This window comes from Streptomyces sp. YKOK-I1, assembly GCF_054660435.1.
On sequence record NZ_BAAGDR010000001.1, the window covers coordinates 3,372,593 to 3,388,643 of the forward strand.

Annotated in this window: 16 protein-coding genes; 11 read left to right on the forward strand and 5 right to left on the reverse strand. The window is 71.1% G+C overall.

Annotation, left to right across the window (positions count from 1 at the left end; genetic code table 11):
• The first annotated feature begins 294 nt into the window (after positions 1-294).
• Together aceE and ACYQ8Q_RS14605 are read left to right on the forward strand one after the other, a co-directional pair.
• The gene (aceE, locus tag ACYQ8Q_RS14600) at positions 295-3,042 is read left to right on the forward strand and encodes a pyruvate dehydrogenase (acetyl-transferring), homodimeric type (RefSeq protein ID WP_460065117.1); all 2,748 of its coding nucleotides are present in this window, start codon (positions 295-297) and stop codon (positions 3,040-3,042) included.
• Between the two features lie 70 nt (positions 3,043-3,112).
• Complete coding sequence (locus ACYQ8Q_RS14605; RefSeq protein WP_460065119.1) at positions 3,113-3,859, forward strand: potassium channel family protein; 747 nt, start codon at positions 3,113-3,115, stop codon at positions 3,857-3,859.
• On the opposite strand, the gene ACYQ8Q_RS14610 is transcribed toward ACYQ8Q_RS14605, so the two are convergent.
• A complete protein-coding gene (locus ACYQ8Q_RS14610; RefSeq protein WP_460065120.1) occupies positions 3,846-4,532 on the reverse strand; it encodes a TetR/AcrR family transcriptional regulator in 687 nt (228 codons plus the stop codon). The genes ACYQ8Q_RS14605 and ACYQ8Q_RS14610 overlap by 14 nt on opposite strands.
• A gap of 53 nt (positions 4,533-4,585) precedes the next feature.
• Here ACYQ8Q_RS14610 and ACYQ8Q_RS14615 point away from each other — a divergent pair, with 53 nt between their 5' ends.
• Entirely contained in the window at positions 4,586-5,704 is a 1,119-nt protein-coding gene (locus ACYQ8Q_RS14615) for an FAD-dependent oxidoreductase (RefSeq protein WP_460065122.1), read from the forward strand.
• Between the two features lie 223 nt (positions 5,705-5,927).
• Here the strand turns inward: ACYQ8Q_RS14615 and ACYQ8Q_RS14620 are convergent, their stop codons facing one another.
• Positions 5,928-7,547, reverse strand: coding sequence for an MFS transporter (locus tag ACYQ8Q_RS14620; protein WP_460065123.1), 1,620 nt, complete (start codon positions 7,545-7,547; stop codon positions 5,928-5,930).
• A 66-nt stretch (positions 7,548-7,613) separates the two neighbouring features.
• Between ACYQ8Q_RS14620 and ACYQ8Q_RS14625 the strand changes: the two genes are divergently transcribed.
• From ACYQ8Q_RS14625 to ACYQ8Q_RS14635, 3 genes are all read left to right on the forward strand, one after another.
• Positions 7,614-8,261 (forward strand): TetR/AcrR family transcriptional regulator, encoded by a 648-nt coding sequence (locus ACYQ8Q_RS14625; RefSeq protein WP_460065125.1) that lies wholly within the window; start codon positions 7,614-7,616, stop codon positions 8,259-8,261.
• 92 nt (positions 8,262-8,353) lie between these two features.
• Complete coding sequence (locus tag ACYQ8Q_RS14630; protein ID WP_460065127.1) at positions 8,354-9,571, forward strand: alpha/beta hydrolase; 1,218 nt, start codon at positions 8,354-8,356, stop codon at positions 9,569-9,571.
• 57 nt (positions 9,572-9,628) lie between these two features.
• Positions 9,629-10,480: a DUF4429 domain-containing protein gene (locus ACYQ8Q_RS14635; protein WP_460073317.1), complete on the forward strand. Its 852-nt coding sequence runs from the start codon at positions 9,629-9,631 to the stop codon at positions 10,478-10,480.
• A gap of 72 nt (positions 10,481-10,552) precedes the next feature.
• Here the strand turns inward: ACYQ8Q_RS14635 and ACYQ8Q_RS14640 are convergent, their stop codons facing one another.
• Together ACYQ8Q_RS14640 and ACYQ8Q_RS14645 are read right to left on the reverse strand one after the other, a co-directional pair.
• Positions 10,553-11,569 carry an aldo/keto reductase gene (locus ACYQ8Q_RS14640; protein WP_460065130.1) on the reverse strand — a complete coding sequence of 339 codons (1,017 nt, stop codon included), beginning with the start codon at positions 11,567-11,569 and terminating at the stop codon, positions 10,553-10,555.
• The gene (locus ACYQ8Q_RS14645; protein WP_460065131.1) at positions 11,566-12,060 is read right to left on the reverse strand and encodes a MerR family transcriptional regulator; all 495 of its coding nucleotides are present in this window, start codon (positions 12,058-12,060) and stop codon (positions 11,566-11,568) included. The genes ACYQ8Q_RS14640 and ACYQ8Q_RS14645 overlap by 4 nt, the downstream gene beginning before the upstream one ends.
• Positions 12,061-12,157: 97 nt before the next feature.
• On the opposite strand from ACYQ8Q_RS14645, the gene ACYQ8Q_RS14650 reads away from it, so the two are divergent.
• The 4 genes from ACYQ8Q_RS14650 to ACYQ8Q_RS14665 all read left to right on the forward strand — a co-directional run bounded on the left by ACYQ8Q_RS14650 (position 12,158) and on the right by ACYQ8Q_RS14665 (position 14,068).
• The gene (locus ACYQ8Q_RS14650; RefSeq protein WP_460065132.1) at positions 12,158-12,631 is read left to right on the forward strand and encodes a GNAT family N-acetyltransferase; all 474 of its coding nucleotides are present in this window, start codon (positions 12,158-12,160) and stop codon (positions 12,629-12,631) included.
• A gap of 19 nt (positions 12,632-12,650) precedes the next feature.
• Positions 12,651-13,481, forward strand: coding sequence for a serine hydrolase domain-containing protein (locus ACYQ8Q_RS14655; protein WP_460065133.1), 831 nt, complete (start codon positions 12,651-12,653; stop codon positions 13,479-13,481).
• Between the two features lie 88 nt (positions 13,482-13,569).
• Positions 13,570-13,716 (forward strand): hypothetical protein, encoded by a 147-nt coding sequence (locus ACYQ8Q_RS14660; protein WP_460065135.1) that lies wholly within the window; start codon positions 13,570-13,572, stop codon positions 13,714-13,716.
• Positions 13,717-13,834: 118 nt separating this feature from the next.
• A complete protein-coding gene (locus ACYQ8Q_RS14665) occupies positions 13,835-14,068 on the forward strand; it encodes a SpoIIE family protein phosphatase (RefSeq protein WP_460065137.1) in 234 nt (77 codons plus the stop codon).
• On the opposite strand, the gene ACYQ8Q_RS14670 is transcribed toward ACYQ8Q_RS14665, so the two are convergent.
• Positions 14,065-14,721 (reverse strand): pirin family protein, encoded by a 657-nt coding sequence (locus tag ACYQ8Q_RS14670; RefSeq protein WP_460073318.1) that lies wholly within the window; start codon positions 14,719-14,721, stop codon positions 14,065-14,067. The two genes, ACYQ8Q_RS14665 and ACYQ8Q_RS14670, sit on opposite strands and share 4 nt — an antisense overlap.
• Positions 14,722-14,813: 92 nt before the next feature.
• Here ACYQ8Q_RS14670 and fasR point away from each other — a divergent pair, with 92 nt between their 5' ends.
• Positions 14,814-16,019, forward strand: a complete 1,206-nt coding sequence (gene fasR / locus ACYQ8Q_RS14675; protein WP_460065138.1) for a fatty acid biosynthesis transcriptional regulator FasR — start codon at positions 14,814-14,816, stop codon at positions 16,017-16,019.
• The last annotated feature ends 32 nt before the right edge of the window (positions 16,020-16,051 follow it).

The window sequence follows — 16,051 nt, forward strand, 5'->3', positions numbered from 1 at the left end:
CCGTAGTCCACACGGGCGGGGCGGATCGCGCAAGTACCCGGCGGTTCAGACCGCCGAAACGGTGACGATCCTGGCCGTGTCGACGCAACTCCAGGCACGAGACCGGGACGGATGGTGACGTACACCACACCTATCTGCCCCGTTTGCGTATTTGAGAACCATCCAAGGGTACGAGACTCGAACGGGCACCGGTTACCACGGGGTAGAGATGACGTTTGGACTTCCGAGGTACACGATGGGGGCGGTGCAGATACTGGAGAACCAGCGAGATTAACAGCGAGAGTAAGGAACAGCGTGGCTTCCGGATCCGATCGCAACCCGATCATCATTGGCGGCCTTCCGAGTCAGGTTCCTGACTTCGATCCCGAGGAAACCCAGGAGTGGCTCGACTCCCTCGACGCCGCGATCGACGAGCGCGGCCGGGAGCGGGCCCGCTACCTCATGCTGCGGCTGATCGAGCGCGCCCGCGAGAAGCGCGTGGCCGTGCCGGAGATGCGCAGCTCGGACTACGTCAACACCATCCCCACCCGGGCCGAGCCGTTCTTCCCCGGCAACGAGGAGATCGAGCGCAGGATCCTCAACGCGACCCGCTGGAACGCGGCGGTGATGGTGTCCAGGGCCCAGCGGCCCGGCATCGGCGTGGGCGGTCACATCGCCACCTTCGCGTCCTCCGCGTCCCTCTACGACGTGGGCTTCAACCACTTCTTCCGCGGCAAGGACGAGGGCGACGGCGGCGACCAGGTCTTCTTCCAGGGCCACGCCTCCCCCGGCATCTACGCCCGGGCGTTCCTGCTGGACCGGCTCAGCGAGCAGAACCTGGACGCGTTCCGCCAGGAGAAGTCGAAGGCGCCGTACGGGCTGTCCTCGTATCCGCACCCGCGGCTGATGCCGGACTTCTGGGAGTTCCCGACCGTGTCGATGGGCCTCGGCCCGATCGGCGCGATCTACCAGGCGCGGATGAACCGCTATCTCCACGCGCGCGGGATCGCCGACACCTCGAAGTCGCGGGTGTGGGCGTTCCTCGGCGACGGCGAGATGGACGAGCCGGAGTCGCTCGGCCAGTTGTCCCTGGCCGCCCGTGAGGGCCTGGACAACCTGACCTTCGTGGTCAACTGCAACCTGCAGCGGCTCGACGGCCCGGTGCGCGGCAACGGCAAGGTGATCCAGGAGCTGGAGTCGGTCTTCCGGGGCGCCGGCTGGAACGTGATCAAGCTGATCTGGGACCGCACCTGGGACCCGCTGCTCGCGCAGGACCGCGACGGGATCCTCGTCAACAAGATGAACACGACCCCGGACGGCCAGTTCCAGACGTACGCCACCGAGTCCGGCGCTTACATCCGCGACCACTTCTTCGGCGACGACCAGCGGCTGCGGGCGATGGTCCAGGGCATGACCGACGACCAGATCCTGCACCTGGGGCGCGGCGGCCACGACCACAAGAAGATCTACGCGGCGTTCAAGGCGGCGGTGGAGCACACCGGCCAGCCGACGGTGATCCTCGCCAAGACGATCAAGGGCTGGACGCTGGGCCCGAACTTCGAGGGCCGCAACGCCACGCACCAGATGAAGAAGCTGACGGTGGCGGACCTCAAGGGCTTCCGCGACCGGCTGCACCTGCCGATCTCCGACAAGGAGCTGGAGTCCGGCCTGCCGCCGTACCACCACCCGGGGCGGAACTCGGAGGAGATCCAGTACATGCACGACCGGCGCCAGTCGCTGGGCGGGTACGTCCCCACCCGTGTCGTGCGCTCCAAGCCGCTCGCACTGCCCGCGGACAAGACGTACGCGAGTGTGAAGAAGGGCTCCGGTCAGCAGTCGATCGCGACGACCATGGCGTTCGTCCGGCTGCTCAAGGACCTCATGCGGGACAAGGAACTCGGCAAGCGGTTCGTACTGATCGCGCCCGACGAGTACCGCACCTTCGGCATGGACTCGTTCTTCCCGAGCGCGAAGATCTACAACCCGCTGGGCCAGCAGTACGAGTCGGTCGACCGTGATCTGCTGCTCGCGTACAAGGAGTCACCGACCGGCCAGATGCTGCACGACGGCATCTCGGAGGCGGGCTGCACGGCCTCGCTGATCGCGGCGGGTTCGTCGTACGCCACGCACGGCGAGCCGCTGATCCCGGTCTACGTCTTCTACTCGATGTTCGGTTTCCAGCGCACCGGCGACCAGTTCTGGCAGATGTCGGACCAGCTGGCGCGCGGTTTCGTCCTGGGCGCGACCGCCGGCCGCACCACGCTGACCGGTGAGGGTCTCCAGCACGCGGACGGCCACTCCCAGCTGCTGGCCTCGACGAACCCGGGCTGTGTGGCGTACGACCCGGCGTACTCGTACGAGATCGCGCACATCGTGCAGGACGGGCTCCGGAGGATGTACGGCAGCTCGGCGGAGCATCCGCACGGCGAGGACGTCTTCTACTACCTCACGGTCTACAACGAGCCGATCCAGCACCCGGCCGAGCCGGACGACGTGGACGTCGAGGGCATCCTCAAGGGCATCCACCGGCTGAGCGTGGGCACGGCGGGCTCGATCCCGGCGCAGATCGTCGCCTCGGGTGTGGCCGTGCCGTGGGCGGTCGAGGCGCAGAAGATCCTCGCCGAGGAGTGGAACGTCAAGGCGGACGTCTGGTCGGCGACCTCCTGGAACGAGCTGCGGCGCGAGGCCGTCGAGGTCGAGCGGCACAATCTGCTCCACCCGGAGGAGGAGCAGCGGGTGCCGTACGTGACGCGCAAGCTGTCCGGGGCCGAGGGGCCGTTCGTGGCCGTCTCGGACTGGATGCGGGCGGTGCCGGACCAGATCGCCCGGTGGGTGCCGGGGACGTACCAGTCGCTGGGCGCGGACGGCTTCGGCTTCGCCGACACCCGTGGCGCGGCGCGGCGCTTCTTCCACATCGACGCGCAGTCGATCGTGGTGGGTGTGCTGACCGAGCTGGCCCGGGAGGGCAAGCTCGACCGGTCGGTGCTGAAGCAGGCGATCGACCGGTACCAGCTGCTCGACGTGGCGGCGGCCGACCCGGGGGCTGCCGGAGGCGACGCGTAGCTCCTGGCGCACGAAGGGGTGGTGGGGCCGATGGCTCCACCACCCCTTACGCGTTCTTTACGATGCGGGCATGCACGAACGAACGGCGCAGGAGCGTTGGGAAGAGCTGAGCCAACGGCCGCTGCTGGCCCTCGCCCTGGTGTTCGCGGTCGCCTACGCCGTGCCGATCGTGGACACATCGGCCGGGCACACGGTGACGTCCGCGTGCACCGTGGTCGAGTGGGCGGTGTGGGGGGCGTTCGCCACGGACTACCTGGTGCGGCTGGCACTGACGCCCGACCGGCGGACCTTCGTCCGGACCCACTGGCTGGACCTGTGCGCGGTGGTGCTCCCGCTCGTCGCGGAGCTGCGGCTGCTACGGCTCGTCTCCACGCTCCTGCTGCTGGGGCGGCGGGCGAGGATGGCCACGCAGATCCAGGTGACGACCTATGTCGCGGGGGTGGTCGTCGGGCTGCTGATGTTCGGGTCGCTCGCCGTGCTGTCGGTGGAGCGGGAGTCACCGGAGGGGAACATCCGCACCCTGGGTGACGCCCTGTGGTGGTCGTTCACCACGATGACCACGGTGGGGTACGGCGATCACGCGCCGACCACCGGGATGGGCCGGCTCATCGCGGTCGGGCTGATGCTGTCGGGCATCGCGCTGCTGGGTGTGGTGACCGCCAACATCGCCGCCTGGTTCATCGAGCGCTTCGAGAAGGACGACGTGGAGGAGCGGGCCCAGACGGAGGCGATCCTCGCGCTGGCCGAGGAGGTCCGCGCGCTGCGCGCGGAGGTGGCGGAACTCAGAGGGGCCGACAAAACGATCAAGTCCGGCTGAGTCTGGCCGCCACGGCGTCGAGGACCCAGTCCAGGCCGGTCGCGAAGGATGTCCCGGCGTCCACGTCCGTGCCGTCGTACACGGCCTTGGACAGCGCCGGGAAGCGGCCCGTGGCCAGCATCCTCGTCAGATGCGGGCCGTGGGCGCGCTGCCAGTCGTGCTTGGACAGGCCCGTGACGCGCTCCGCCCGCAGGTTCGCGATCTCGCGCCGGATCGCGCCGGTCCAGTAGGCGCTGACCGTCTCCACGGCGCGCATGACGGTGTCGACGTCGGCGAGGCCGTCGAGGCTGGCCAGGGTGGCCTCGGCCACGGCGAGGCCGTTCGGGCCCAGGGCCGGGCGGCCGCCGAGCAGGTCGGCCAGCCATTCATGACGGAGGGCGGCCTGCCGGGTGCGGTGGGCGAGGACGCGCAGCGCCTCCCGCCAGTCGCCCGGCTGCTCCTCGGGGAGGATCTCGCCCTGGACCTCGTCCACCATGAGGTCGAAGAGCTCCTCCTTGGTGGAGATGTATCCGTACAGCCGCATCGGGCCGGCGTTCAGCCGGGCGGCGACCTTGCGCACCGACACCGCCTCCAGCCCGCCCTCGTCGGCCAGGGCGACGGCGGCGGCGACGATCCGCTCCCGGTCGAGCGGCACGGGGCGAGTCGGCGGCTCCGGCCGGTCCCAGACAGTCATGGCCACATCGTACTGTTGCGATGCACCGTACCGGGAAAATACAGTGTATCGACATGAGACAACGCATCGCCGTAGTCGGCAGTGGCCCTGGCGGCCTCACCTTCGCCCGTGTCCTGCACCGCCATGACCACCCCGTCACCGTCCTGGAACGCGATCCCGGGCCCGATGCGCGCCCCCCGGGCGGCACGCTGGACCTGCACGAAGGGCTCGGCCAGCCGGCGCTGGACAAGGCGGGGCTGCTGGCGGAGTTCCAGGCGCTGTCCCGCCCCGAGGGTCAGGCCATGCGCATCCTGGACACGGACGGGACCGTCCTGCGGGACTGGCGGCCCCGTGCCGACGAGCGGGCCAATCCCGAGATCGACCGCGGGCAGCTGCGCGACCTGCTGCTCGGCCCTCTCGATGTCCGGTGGGGGCGGGAGGTGACGCAGGTGGTGCCGGGGACCCGGGACGGCGTCCTCGTCCGTTTCGCGGACGGGCGGCAGGAGACGTTCGACCTCGTGGTCGGCGCGGACGGCGCCTGGTCCCGGACCCGCCCGGCCGTCTCACCGGTGATGCCGCACTACACCGGCATCACCACGGTCGAGACCTCCCTGGACGACGTCGACACCCGTCACCCGGACCTCGCCCGGATGATCGGCGACGGCTCCATGGCCGTGTACGGCGTGAACCGCAAGCTCGTCGCCCAGCGCAACAGCGGCGGCCACGTCAAGGTGTACGCCCAGTTCCGCGCGCCGCTGGACTGGCACACGGACCTGGACCCGGCCGACGCCGGGGCCGTGCGAGCGAGTCTGCTGGCCCTGTTCGACGGCTGGGCCGCTCCCGTCCTCGACCTGCTCCACCACGGCGCCGTCTTCGCCCACCGCCCCCTCCACGTCCTGCCCGTGTCGCACACCTGGGAGCACGTCCCCGGGGTGACGCTCCTGGGCGACGCCGCCCATCTGATGCCGCCGCTGGGGGCGGGCGCGAACCTCGCGATGCTGGAGGGCGCCGAGCTGGCCGAGTCCCTCGCCACCGGCACCGGGGATCCGGACGACGTCGTTCGCGCGTTCGAGGAACGGATGTGGGCACGGGCCGGCCGCTGGGCGGAGATCACGACGGCCGGCCTGGAACGCCTGGTGAGCCCGGATCCTGCCGCAGCCGTCGCCCTCTTCGACCAGGTCCAGCCGTCCTGACGCCCGGACGCAGGCCAGGGCCGCGGCGCGCCGTCCCCCTCCGGCAGCGCGTCGCGGCCCTGACCGCCCTCCCATCCGGAGGGCTTGACTAACTGTGACCCGTGGCGTGTTCCGGAGGCGAGGGGCCTTTAGCCTCATCACCCGGATAGGGGAAATCCTTTGAAAATCCGTCAGATTTCCCCTGCCGGGGGTGGCCTCGGATCGTGACCCTCGGATCGTGGCCTCAGATGTGACCGACCCCGGCGCCCGCCTCCGCGTTCTCGCCGCGCTTGGTGAGCAGGGCGACGCACACGGCGACGACCGCGACCCCGGCCGCCACCAGGGACGCCAGGCTCATGCCGGAGATGAAGGTGTCGTGGGCGACGTCGGTGATCTTCGCGGCGACCTCGGCCGGAGTCTCGGGCGTCACCGGCGCCACCCCGACCTGGACCGCCTCGGAGGCCTGGTCGAGCTGGGCGGGGGTGAGTGCGGGCAGACCCGCCGCGGTCCAGTTGCCCGGCAGGTCGCCGTCCACCTTGGAGGCCATCACGGCGCCCAGCACGGCGGTGCCGAGGCTGCCGCCGATCTGCATCGCCGCCTGCTGGAGGCCGCCCGCCACGCCGGACAGCTCCATCGGCGCGTTGCCGACGATGACCTCGGTGGCGCCGACCATGACCGGGGCGAGCCCGAGGCCCAGCAGGGCGAACCACAGGGACATGACGGCGCTGCCGGTGTCCGTCTCCAGCGTGGACATGCCGTACATGGCGATCGCGGTGGCCGCCATGCCGCCGGCCAGCGGGATGCGCGGACCCAGCCTGGTGATCATCGCGCCCGCGAGCGGGGAGCCGACGATCATCATGCCGGTGAGCGGAAGGAGGTGCAGACCGGCGTCGATGGGCTTCATGCCGTGCACGTTCTGCAGGTAGAACGTCACGAAGAACAGGCCGCCCATGAAGGCGATGGCCATGAGGACCATCAGGACCACGCCCGCCGACAGCGGGACGGAACGGAACAGCGCCAGCGGGATCAGCGGCTCCTTCACCTTCGTCTCCCACAGGGCGAAGGCGGCGAACAGCACGACGGACCCGATGACGAAGGCCCAGGTCTTGCCGTCGCCCCAGCCCCAGGTCGGGGCCTTGATCAGAGCCCAGACCAGGCAGAACATCGCGGCCGACAGCAGGGCGATGCCGAGCAGGTCGAACGAGCGGGGCGCGTTCTCGGCCCGGTGGTCGAGCAGGATCAGCACGCCCAGGACGAGGGCGACGAGGCCGACCGGCACATTGATGAAGAACACCGACTGCCAGCTGACGTGCTCGACGAGGACACCGCCGAGGATCGGGCCGCCCGCCGTGGAGGCGCCGATGACCATGCCCCAGATGCCGATGGCCATGTTGAGCTTCTCGGCCGGGAAGGTCGCCCGCAGCAGACCGAGCGCGGCCGGCATCAGCAGCGCGCCGAAGAGGCCCTGCAGCACACGGAAGGTGACGACCAGCGCGATGCTGTCGGACAGGCCGATCGCGCCGGAGGCGGCGGCGAAGCCGACGACGCCTATCAGGAAGGTCTGGCGGTGGCCGAAGCGGTCACCGAGCTTGCCCGCGGTGATCAGGGAGACCGCGAGGGCCAGGAAGTAGCCGTTGGTGATCCACTGCACCTGGGCGAAGGTGGCGCCCAGGTCCTTCTGGATGGCCGGGTTGGCGATGGCCACGATGGTGCCGTCGAGGGCCACCATCATGACCCCGACGGCGACGGTGATGAGGGTGAACCACGGGTGGCCGCGCAGCCCCTGGGCCGGGGGCAGGTCCGACGGGGCCGCCGGCGCCTTGTCCCCCGACCCCGTCGTGTCGATGGTGGTCTGACTAGTCATGCGCTCGAGGCTAAGGACAGCCACTGACAATTGACAAACGAGTTCACAAGTCAGTAACTGACACGTATGCACACACTGCGCGAACAGACCCTGCGTGAACGCAAGAAGCGGCGCACCCGGGACGCGCTGCTGCGGGCCGCGGTGGAGCTGTTCGTGTCGCGGGGGTACGAGCACACCACCGTGGACGCGATCGCCGAGGCCGTCGACGTCTCGCCGCGCACCTTCTTCCGCTACTTCGCCGGCAAGGAGGAGGCCGCGCTCGGCCTGGTGGAGCTGACCGTGGAGCGGTTCGTGCAGGCGGTGCGGGAGCGTCCGGCGCACGAGCCGCCGATGGAGGCGCTGCGGCAGGCCGTGCTGGACGGCTGGTCCTCCCTCAACGAGGTCGTGGAGAGCGTCGTACCCGTGGAGCTGTATCTGCGGATGTACCGGGTGATCGAGTCGACGCCGGTGCTGCTCGCCGCGTATCTTCGGCGGTCGACCGAGGTCGAGGAGGCGCTCGCGGGCGTGATCGCCGAGCGGGAGGGCCTGGACGTGGACACCGATCCGCGGCCGCGGCTCGCGGTGGCGGTGTTCAGCGGGGTGATGCGGGTGACCGAGCGGCAGTGGGTGACAGCGGCGGAGGGGGAGTTCAGCCCGGCCGGTATGCACGCGCTGACGACCCGCCATCTCGACCAGGTCGGACCGGCCCTGCTGGGGGACTGGCGCAAGGCCTGAAGAGGTCTATGACCATCGACACGCCGGTCGAAACGTGATCCCCGCCACTTTATTAACCTGAGACCCGGTCGTTCTCCTAGTGTGTCCTCCCAGTGACTTCCTTCGACACCTCCCCGCAACTGAGCCTCTGGCGCGCGCTCCCCGCGCTGGCGGTGGTGTTCGTGATGCTGGCGACCGCCGGCTGGACCGCGGTACGCCACCACGAGGGGACCACCGCGCTGAAGGCCTCGCGCTCGGCCTGGGAGCACGGCCGGGTGGACGGCCGCGCCCTGCCGGACCCGGACGCGGCACCGGGCCGGATCGCCCGCTTCTTCGCCTCGCTGACCGCCGCCGAGCGCACCGGGCTCGCCCATGACTACGCGCTCGCCGTGGGCAACATGAACGGCGCCCCGGTCGAGCTGCGCTACCGCGCCAACCGGATCGCGCTGCACCAGCAGATCCGCGTCGAGCGGGGGCGGATGCACGACAGCCGCCTCACGCCCGCCGGACAGCAGGAGGCCGGGCGGCGCATGCACCGCTACGAGGCGATGAGCGGCGCCGGCCGGCACATCCTCGCCTTCGACCCGGAGGGCTCGGGCCGGGCCGCCGAGGTCTTCGGCGACCTGGACACCGCCGAGCGGATCTCCGTCGTCGTCCCCGGCGTCGACACCGATCTGCTCACCTTCCAGCGCACCAACCGCAGGTACTCGGCGCCCGTCGGCATGGCCGAGGCGCTGTACGCGGCCGAGCGCGAGGCGCGCCCCTCCGCCCGGACCGCCGTGATCGCCTGGGCCGACTACACCTCCCCCGACGGCCTCGGCATCGACTCGGCGACCGCGATGCGCGCCGAGAGCGGCGCCGTACGGCTGAACGCCCTGCTGCGCGCCCTGCCCGGCACCTCGCCCGTCTCGCTGTTCTGCCACAGCTACGGCTCGGTGCTGTGCGGGGTCGCCGCGCACACGCTGCCGGACCGGGTGAGCGACATAGCGGTGGCCGGCAGCCCCGGCATGCGGGTGGAGAAGGCGGCCGAGCTGGGCACCGACGCCCGGGTGTGGGCGATGCGCGACGCCGACGACTGGGTGGGGGACGTCCCACATCTGGAGGTCGGCGGGCTCGGGCACGGCGAGGATCCGATGGCGCGGGCGTTCGGGGCGCGGGTGCTGTCCTCCGAGGACGCGCAGGGCCACGGCGGCTACTTCGTGCCGGGCACCGACAGCCTGCGCAACCTCGCCGACATCGGCTCTGGCGCGTACCGCTCCGTGGAGTGCGCCGACGACTCCGGCGCCTGCCGGGAGGGTTTGTCCGACACGACGACGGCTGGACGCGCGTAGAGACGCAGGAATTGCGGCATGCGCGAGGAGGGGACGAAGATGCGTGTCCCGCATACGATGAGCCGCATGGGTGACGTACTGGCCGGATTTCATGCCGCCTGGGAGTTCGAGTCCGACTCCGTCCTCATCCGCTACGAACGGGGGATGCGCACGCCCAGGCTGCTGTCGGCGCTGGGTGAACGAAGAATTCCGCTCACTGCCCTGTCCGGGGTGACGCTCTCCCCGGGCCGGCGCGGGACCGTCGTGCTGCGCGCGGAGCCGCGGGCGGGGGCCGATCCGCTGATCGAGGCGGCGGCGGGCCAGCTCAAGGACGGCTCCGACCCCTACCGGCTGGTGCTGCCCGCCGAGCGGGAGGTGCTCGCGGAGTTCTACGCCGACGAGCTGCGCTCCCGGCTGACGGAGTCCGGTCCGGCGGAACGATTCCTCGTCCCGCCTCCCGAGGCGCCGCTGTCGTTCAAGGCGTACGACGGGAAGGCGTCCTTCGACGGCCGGACCGTGCGGTTCCGGTGGTTCTGGACGGGGGCGTCCTCGGCGAAGTGGAAAGCCGGCGACCAGAGTTTCGCCGTGTCCGAGCTGAGCGGGGTGGAGTGGCGCTCGCCGGAGGTGTTCGAGGGGCATCTGCGGCTGGTGCGCGGTGCGGACTCCCCGGCGCAGGCGCAGGCCGACCAGGACCCGGGGACCGTGGTGTTCGGGCTGGGGTACGGGCCGGTGCACGAGTCTCTGCCGTTCGCGGCGGCGGTCCTCTCCGCGGTCCGGACGCGGGGGCCCGTGGCCTCGGTCACGGGCCCCCGTCGCGATCCCTCGGACATCGCCGAACGGATCAGGCATCTGGGAGAACTGCATCAGGCCGGTCTGGTGACCGATGAGGAGTTCTCCGCGAAGAAGGCCGAGTTGTTGGCTGAGCTTTAGGGGTGCGTGGTCGGGTGCGGGTCGGTGGGGGTTGATCGCGCAGTTCCCCGCGCCCCTAAAGGCAAAAGACCCCTACTCGCGGCCGGCTGAAGCGAACCGCATGTCCGCGTACCTGTCTCCTGCCACCTTGCCCGCGATCGGCTCCAGCAGCACCAGTTCCTCGTCCGTGAGTCGGATCGTGGCCGCCGTCGTGTTCTCCTCCACCCGGCCGGGCTTCCTGGTGCCCGGGATCGGGATCACCGGGAGGCCGAACGCCTCCGACCGCTGGTGGACCCAGGCCAGCGCGATCTGACCGAGGGTGGCCCCGTGGGCCGCCGCCACCGCGCGGATCGGCTCCAGGAGGGCCCCGTTGGCGGCCGCGTTCTCGCCGGTGAAGCGCGGCTGGGTACGGCGGAAGTCGTCGGCGCCGAGGTCCTGGGCGGCGTCGGCGAAGGAACCGGTGAGGAAGCCGCGACCGAGCGGGGAGTACGGGACGAGGCTCACGCCGAGTTCGGTCGCCGCCGGGACGACATGGGCCTCGATGTCCCGGCTGAACAGGGACCACTCCGACTGCACGGCGGCGATGGGGTGCACCGCGTGCGCCGCGCGCAGTTCGGCGGCCGTCACCTCGCTCAGGCCCAGCTGCCTGACCTTGCCCTCGCGGACCAGCTCCGCCATCACGGCCACGGTGTCCTCGATCGGCACGTCCACATCGCGCCGGTGCATGTAGTAGAGGTCGATCACATCGACGTCCAGCCGCTTCAGGCTGTCCTCGACGGCCTGGCGGATGTACGGCTCGTCGTTGCGGATGATCCGCCGGGACGGGTCCTCGGGCGGGATCCACAGCGCGAACTTGGTCGCGATGACGACCTCGTCGCGGTGCGCCCTGAAGAAGGGGGAGAGGAAGCGTTCGTTGTCCCCCGCGCCGTACGCGTCCGCCGTGTCGTACAGGGTGACACCGAGCTCCAGGGCGCGTTCCAGGGTGTCCCGGGACTCCTTCGCGTCCGGGGGGCCGTACGCGAAACTCATGCCCATGCAGCCGAGGCCCTGGACACCGACCTCGGGGCCGCTCTCGCCGAGTCGCGCGGTCGGGATCCCGCTGTCGGTCATCGGGTGGTCCTCTCCCCTTCGTACGCCTGGACGCGCGAGGCGTCCGCGTAGAACATGATCTTGCGGTCGAGCACGGCGAGCGTGTCCTGGAGCTCGGCGATCCGGGCCATGACGTCCCGCCGTGTCGCCTCCAGCAGCTCGTAGCGCTCCCCGTACGTGCTGTCGCCCTCGCGCACCAGCTCCGCGTACCGCACCATGTCGGCGACCGGCATCCCGGTGAGCCGCAGCTTGCCGACGAGGTCGAGCCAGTCCAGGTCCCGGTTGCTGTAGCGGCGCTGGCCGGTGTGCGAGCGGTCGATGTGGGACATCAGCCCGATCCGCTCGTACCAGCGCAGGGTGTGGGCCGTCAGGCCGGTGAACGCGACGACCTCGCTGATCGTGTAGCTGTCCTGCCCGTCGGGGCGGGGATGCCGCGGTGGTGGCGCGGAGCAGACGTCTGCGGGGCTCGGGTCCTGCTCGGTGGTCACGGGCGTGGTCTGCAACACCGTCATGGCCTCCACGCTATGACCTTGGAGTGGGCTCCAAGCAAGCGGAATCGGTAAGAATTCGGGGGACGCGGCCTGATCATGACGGTTAGCGTGCGGGGCCATGACCGTTGTGCGCCGGGCGCTGCCCGAGGACGCCGCCGAGGTACTGCGGCTGCGTCAGGTGATGATCGACTCCCTGGCCGGCACCAACGCCGGGCCGACCGACTGGCAGAGGGAGTCCCTGCCCGGACTGCGGGCCCGGCTCGCCGAGCCCGACGGGGACTTCGGCGCGTTCGTCGTCGACCATCCCGCACGGGCGGGGGCGCTGGCCGCGCTGGTGGTGGGGACGGTGGAGTACCGGATCGGACGGGCCGGCAACCCGCTCGGCGCCGTCGGGTACGTCTTCAGCGTCGCGACCGACCCGGACGCCCGCCGCCGGGGCTACGCACGGGCCGGGATGGACGCGCTGCTGGCGTGGTTCCGGGAACGGGGGGTGCGCCAGGTGCACCTCACCGCGTCCACCGAGGCCGAGCCGCTGTACGTGTCCCTGGGCTTCCGCCCCAAGCCGGACCCCTTGCTGGAGCTGCTGTTGTGAGGGACATAGGCTCGTCGGCATGTCGCTGCAGAGCCTCGCGCTGATCGAGAACTGGCCGGTTCCCTCCGCCGCCGCGGGTGTCGTACGGGCCGACGGCACGGTCCTGGGCACCCAGGGGCCGGTCGGGCGGCGGTTCCCGCTGGCCTCGGTCACCAAGCCGCTGGCCGCGTACGCCGTGCTCGTCGCGTACGAGGAGGGGGCGGTGGAGCTGGACGAGCCGGCCGGGCCACCCGGGGCGACGGTACGGCACCTCCTCGCGCACACCTCGGGGCTCGCCTTCGACGAGCACCGGGTGACGGCGGCGCCCGGGGAGCGGCGGCTGTACTCCAACGCCGGGTTCGAGCAGCTCGGCGACCACCTCGCGAAGGCCACGGACATCCCGTTCGCGGAGTATCTGCGGCAGGCGGTGCTGGAGCCGCTGGGCATGACGGCCACCACCCTGGAGGGCTCCCCCGCCAAGGACGGCGTCTCGACGGTTGAGGACCTTCTCCGCTTCGCGGCCGAGGTGCAGGCGCCCCGGCTGCTGGACCCGCGCACGGTGGCGGAGGCGATGAGCGTCCAGTACCCCGGCACGAAGGGCGTCCTGCCGGGGTACGGCCATCAGAACCCCAACGACTGGGGTCTCGGCTTCGAGATCCGCGACGGCAAGTCCCCGCACTGGACGGGGAGTTCGTCCTCCCCGCGCACCTTCGGCCACTTCGGCCAGTCCGGTACGTTCCTGTGGATCGACCCGGCCGCGGGGCTGGCGGCCGTCGCGCTGACCGACCGCGCCTTCGGGCCGTGGGCGGTGGAGACCTGGCCGGCGTTCACGGACGCGGTGCTCGCCGAGGCGGGGGCCGACGGCCACTGATCAGCCAAGATGCGCCGCCCCTTCCCTGCCCACAGGATGGGAAGGGAATCGACGTCCCGACAGCTTCCCCGGACAGCTGGAGAAGACGGTGAACGCTGAACGACTTCCGCCGTCGTGGCTCTTTCCCCCGGTCCAGCCCCAGGGACCGCGCACGGCGGTCACCGACCGTGCGGCGACGCTCTATCTGTACGTCAATCCCGCCTGGTCCCAGGCCACTGGCCTGCCCGCGTCCTGATCGAGGTGCTGGTGGACGGGCGCCCCCGGGAGGTGACGCTGACCACCGTCCTCACCCCCGCGCCGGGCGGACGCCGGCTGTGGCGGGCGGTGATCCACCGGCTGGAGTCGCACGCGAGATGACAACGTTCTCCTTCGAGCCCGGAGACGTCCTGCTGCTCTACACCGACGGTCTCGTGGAGCAGCGCGGGGTGGACATCGACGACGGCATGCGCTCCCTCACCGAGATGGGCCTGTCGGCCGACGGCCCGCTGGAGCAGCTGCTCGACACCCTGCTCACGCGGCTGACCAGCGGCATGTTCGAGGACGACATCGCGTTGCTGGCGGCCCGCAGGAGAACACCGGCGCCCTAGCCGGACAGCTCCCAGATCAGCGCCTCCGCCGGGCCCGTCAGGGTGTGCAGGTCGAGGTCCTTCTCGTCCGCGGCGCGCACCGCGTCCCCGGGGCCCAGCTCGTGCGGGCCCATCCGGACGGTGCCGCGCACCACGTGGACGTACACCCGTGGCGCGTCCGGCACCGCCGTCCGCTCCCCCGGCACCAGCCGTCGTACGTGGAGCATCGCCCCGGCGCCGGGGACGGCGTAGGGCGTGGAGTCCGCGATGCCGTGGACGATCTCGTACGACGGGTCGCCGCCGGGGTCCAGCGGGGCCAGCCACATCTGCACGAAGGTGAGGGGGGCGGTGCCGTCGTTGCGCTCGACGTGCCGGACGCCGCCCGCCGCGCTGAGGCGCTGGACGTCCCCCGGCCGGACCGTCGTCTCGTGGCCCTGTGAGTCGCGGTGCGTCAGCTGACCCTCCACGACCCAGGTGACGATCTCGGTGTGGCTGTGGGGGTGCTCGTCGAACCCGGCGCCGGGTGCGAGCCGCTCCTCGTTGCAGGCGATCAGCGCGCCGAAGCGGAGGTTGTCGGGGTCGTAGTGGGACCCGAAGGAGAAGGCGTGCCGTGTCTCGATGCCGGCCGCCGGGTCCCCTCCGGGATAGCGCGCGTCGGCGCGGCGTACGTCCATCACGCCCCCACGGTAGCCCCAGGGCGCGTGAGTCGGACCACGCGAGGCCCCGCCCACGCACATCGCCCTCGCGATAAGGCAACCTTGTGCACGTGCCCGAACCCGAAACCACCCACCCCGACACCGCAGCGCACCCCGACCACCCGCACCCCGCGACCCTGAAGCGGCTGGTGAAGTCCTCCGGGAGCCTCGCCGCGCAGGCCATCGCGCGGATGGACGAGACGCTGCCGTGGTACCGGGCGATGCCCCCGGAGAACCGTAGCTGGATCGGGCTGGTCGCCCAGGCCGGCATCGCCGCCTTCACGGAGTGGTTCCGGCACCCGGACGCCCCACAGGCGATCTCCACCGATGTGTTCGGGACCGCGCCCCGGGAGCTGACCCGGGCCATCACGCTGCGCCAGACCGTGGAGATGGTCCGCACCACGATCGAGGTCATGGAGTCCGCGATCGACGAGGTCGCGGCCCCCGGTGACGAGGGTGTGCTGCGCGAGGCGCTGCTCGTCTACGCGCGCGAGATCGCCTTCGCGACCGCCCAGGTGTACGCCCAGGCCGCAGAGGCGCGCGGCGCCTGGGACGCCCGGCTGGAGTCGCTGGTCGTCAACGCGGTGCTCAGCGGGGAGGCCGACGAGGGTGCCGTGAGCCGGGCCGCCGCGCTCGGCTGGAACGCGCCGGAACATGTGTGCGTGGTGCTCGGCACCGCCCCGGACGGGGACTCCGAGCTGACCGTCGAGGCCATCCGGCGCGCTTCCCGGCACGCCAAGCTCCAGGTGCTCACCGGGGTGCTGGGCTCGCGGCTGGTCGTCATCGCGGGCGGCAGCGACAATCCGATCGCCGTCGCCAAGTCGCTGATCGGGCCGTTCGCCGCCGGTCCGGTGGTGGCCGGGCCCGTCGTGCCCGATCTGCTGGCGGCCACCCGGTCCGCGCAGGCGGCCGCCGCGGGCCTCAAGGCGTGTTCGGCCTGGCAGGACGCGCCGCGCCCGGTCCTGGCGGACGATCTGCTTCCGGAACGCGCGATCGCCGGTGATCCCAGCGCGCGCGAGCAGTTGGTGGAGGAGATCTACAGACCGCTGGAGGAGGCCGGCTCCGCGCTGCTGGAGACGCTCTCCGTGTATCTCGAACAGGCGAGCAGTCTGGAGGGCGCGGCGCGGATGCTGTTCGTGCATCCCAACACCGTGCGCTACCGGCTCCGACGTGTGACTGACGTCACCGGCTGGTCACCATCCGATGTACGCTCCGCATTCACCCTGCGGATCGCGCTCATCCTGGGGCGCCTCGTCGACGGAGATCCCCAGACGTAGGCTTTTGTCGGGGGTCCACAAAACCCCCTGCC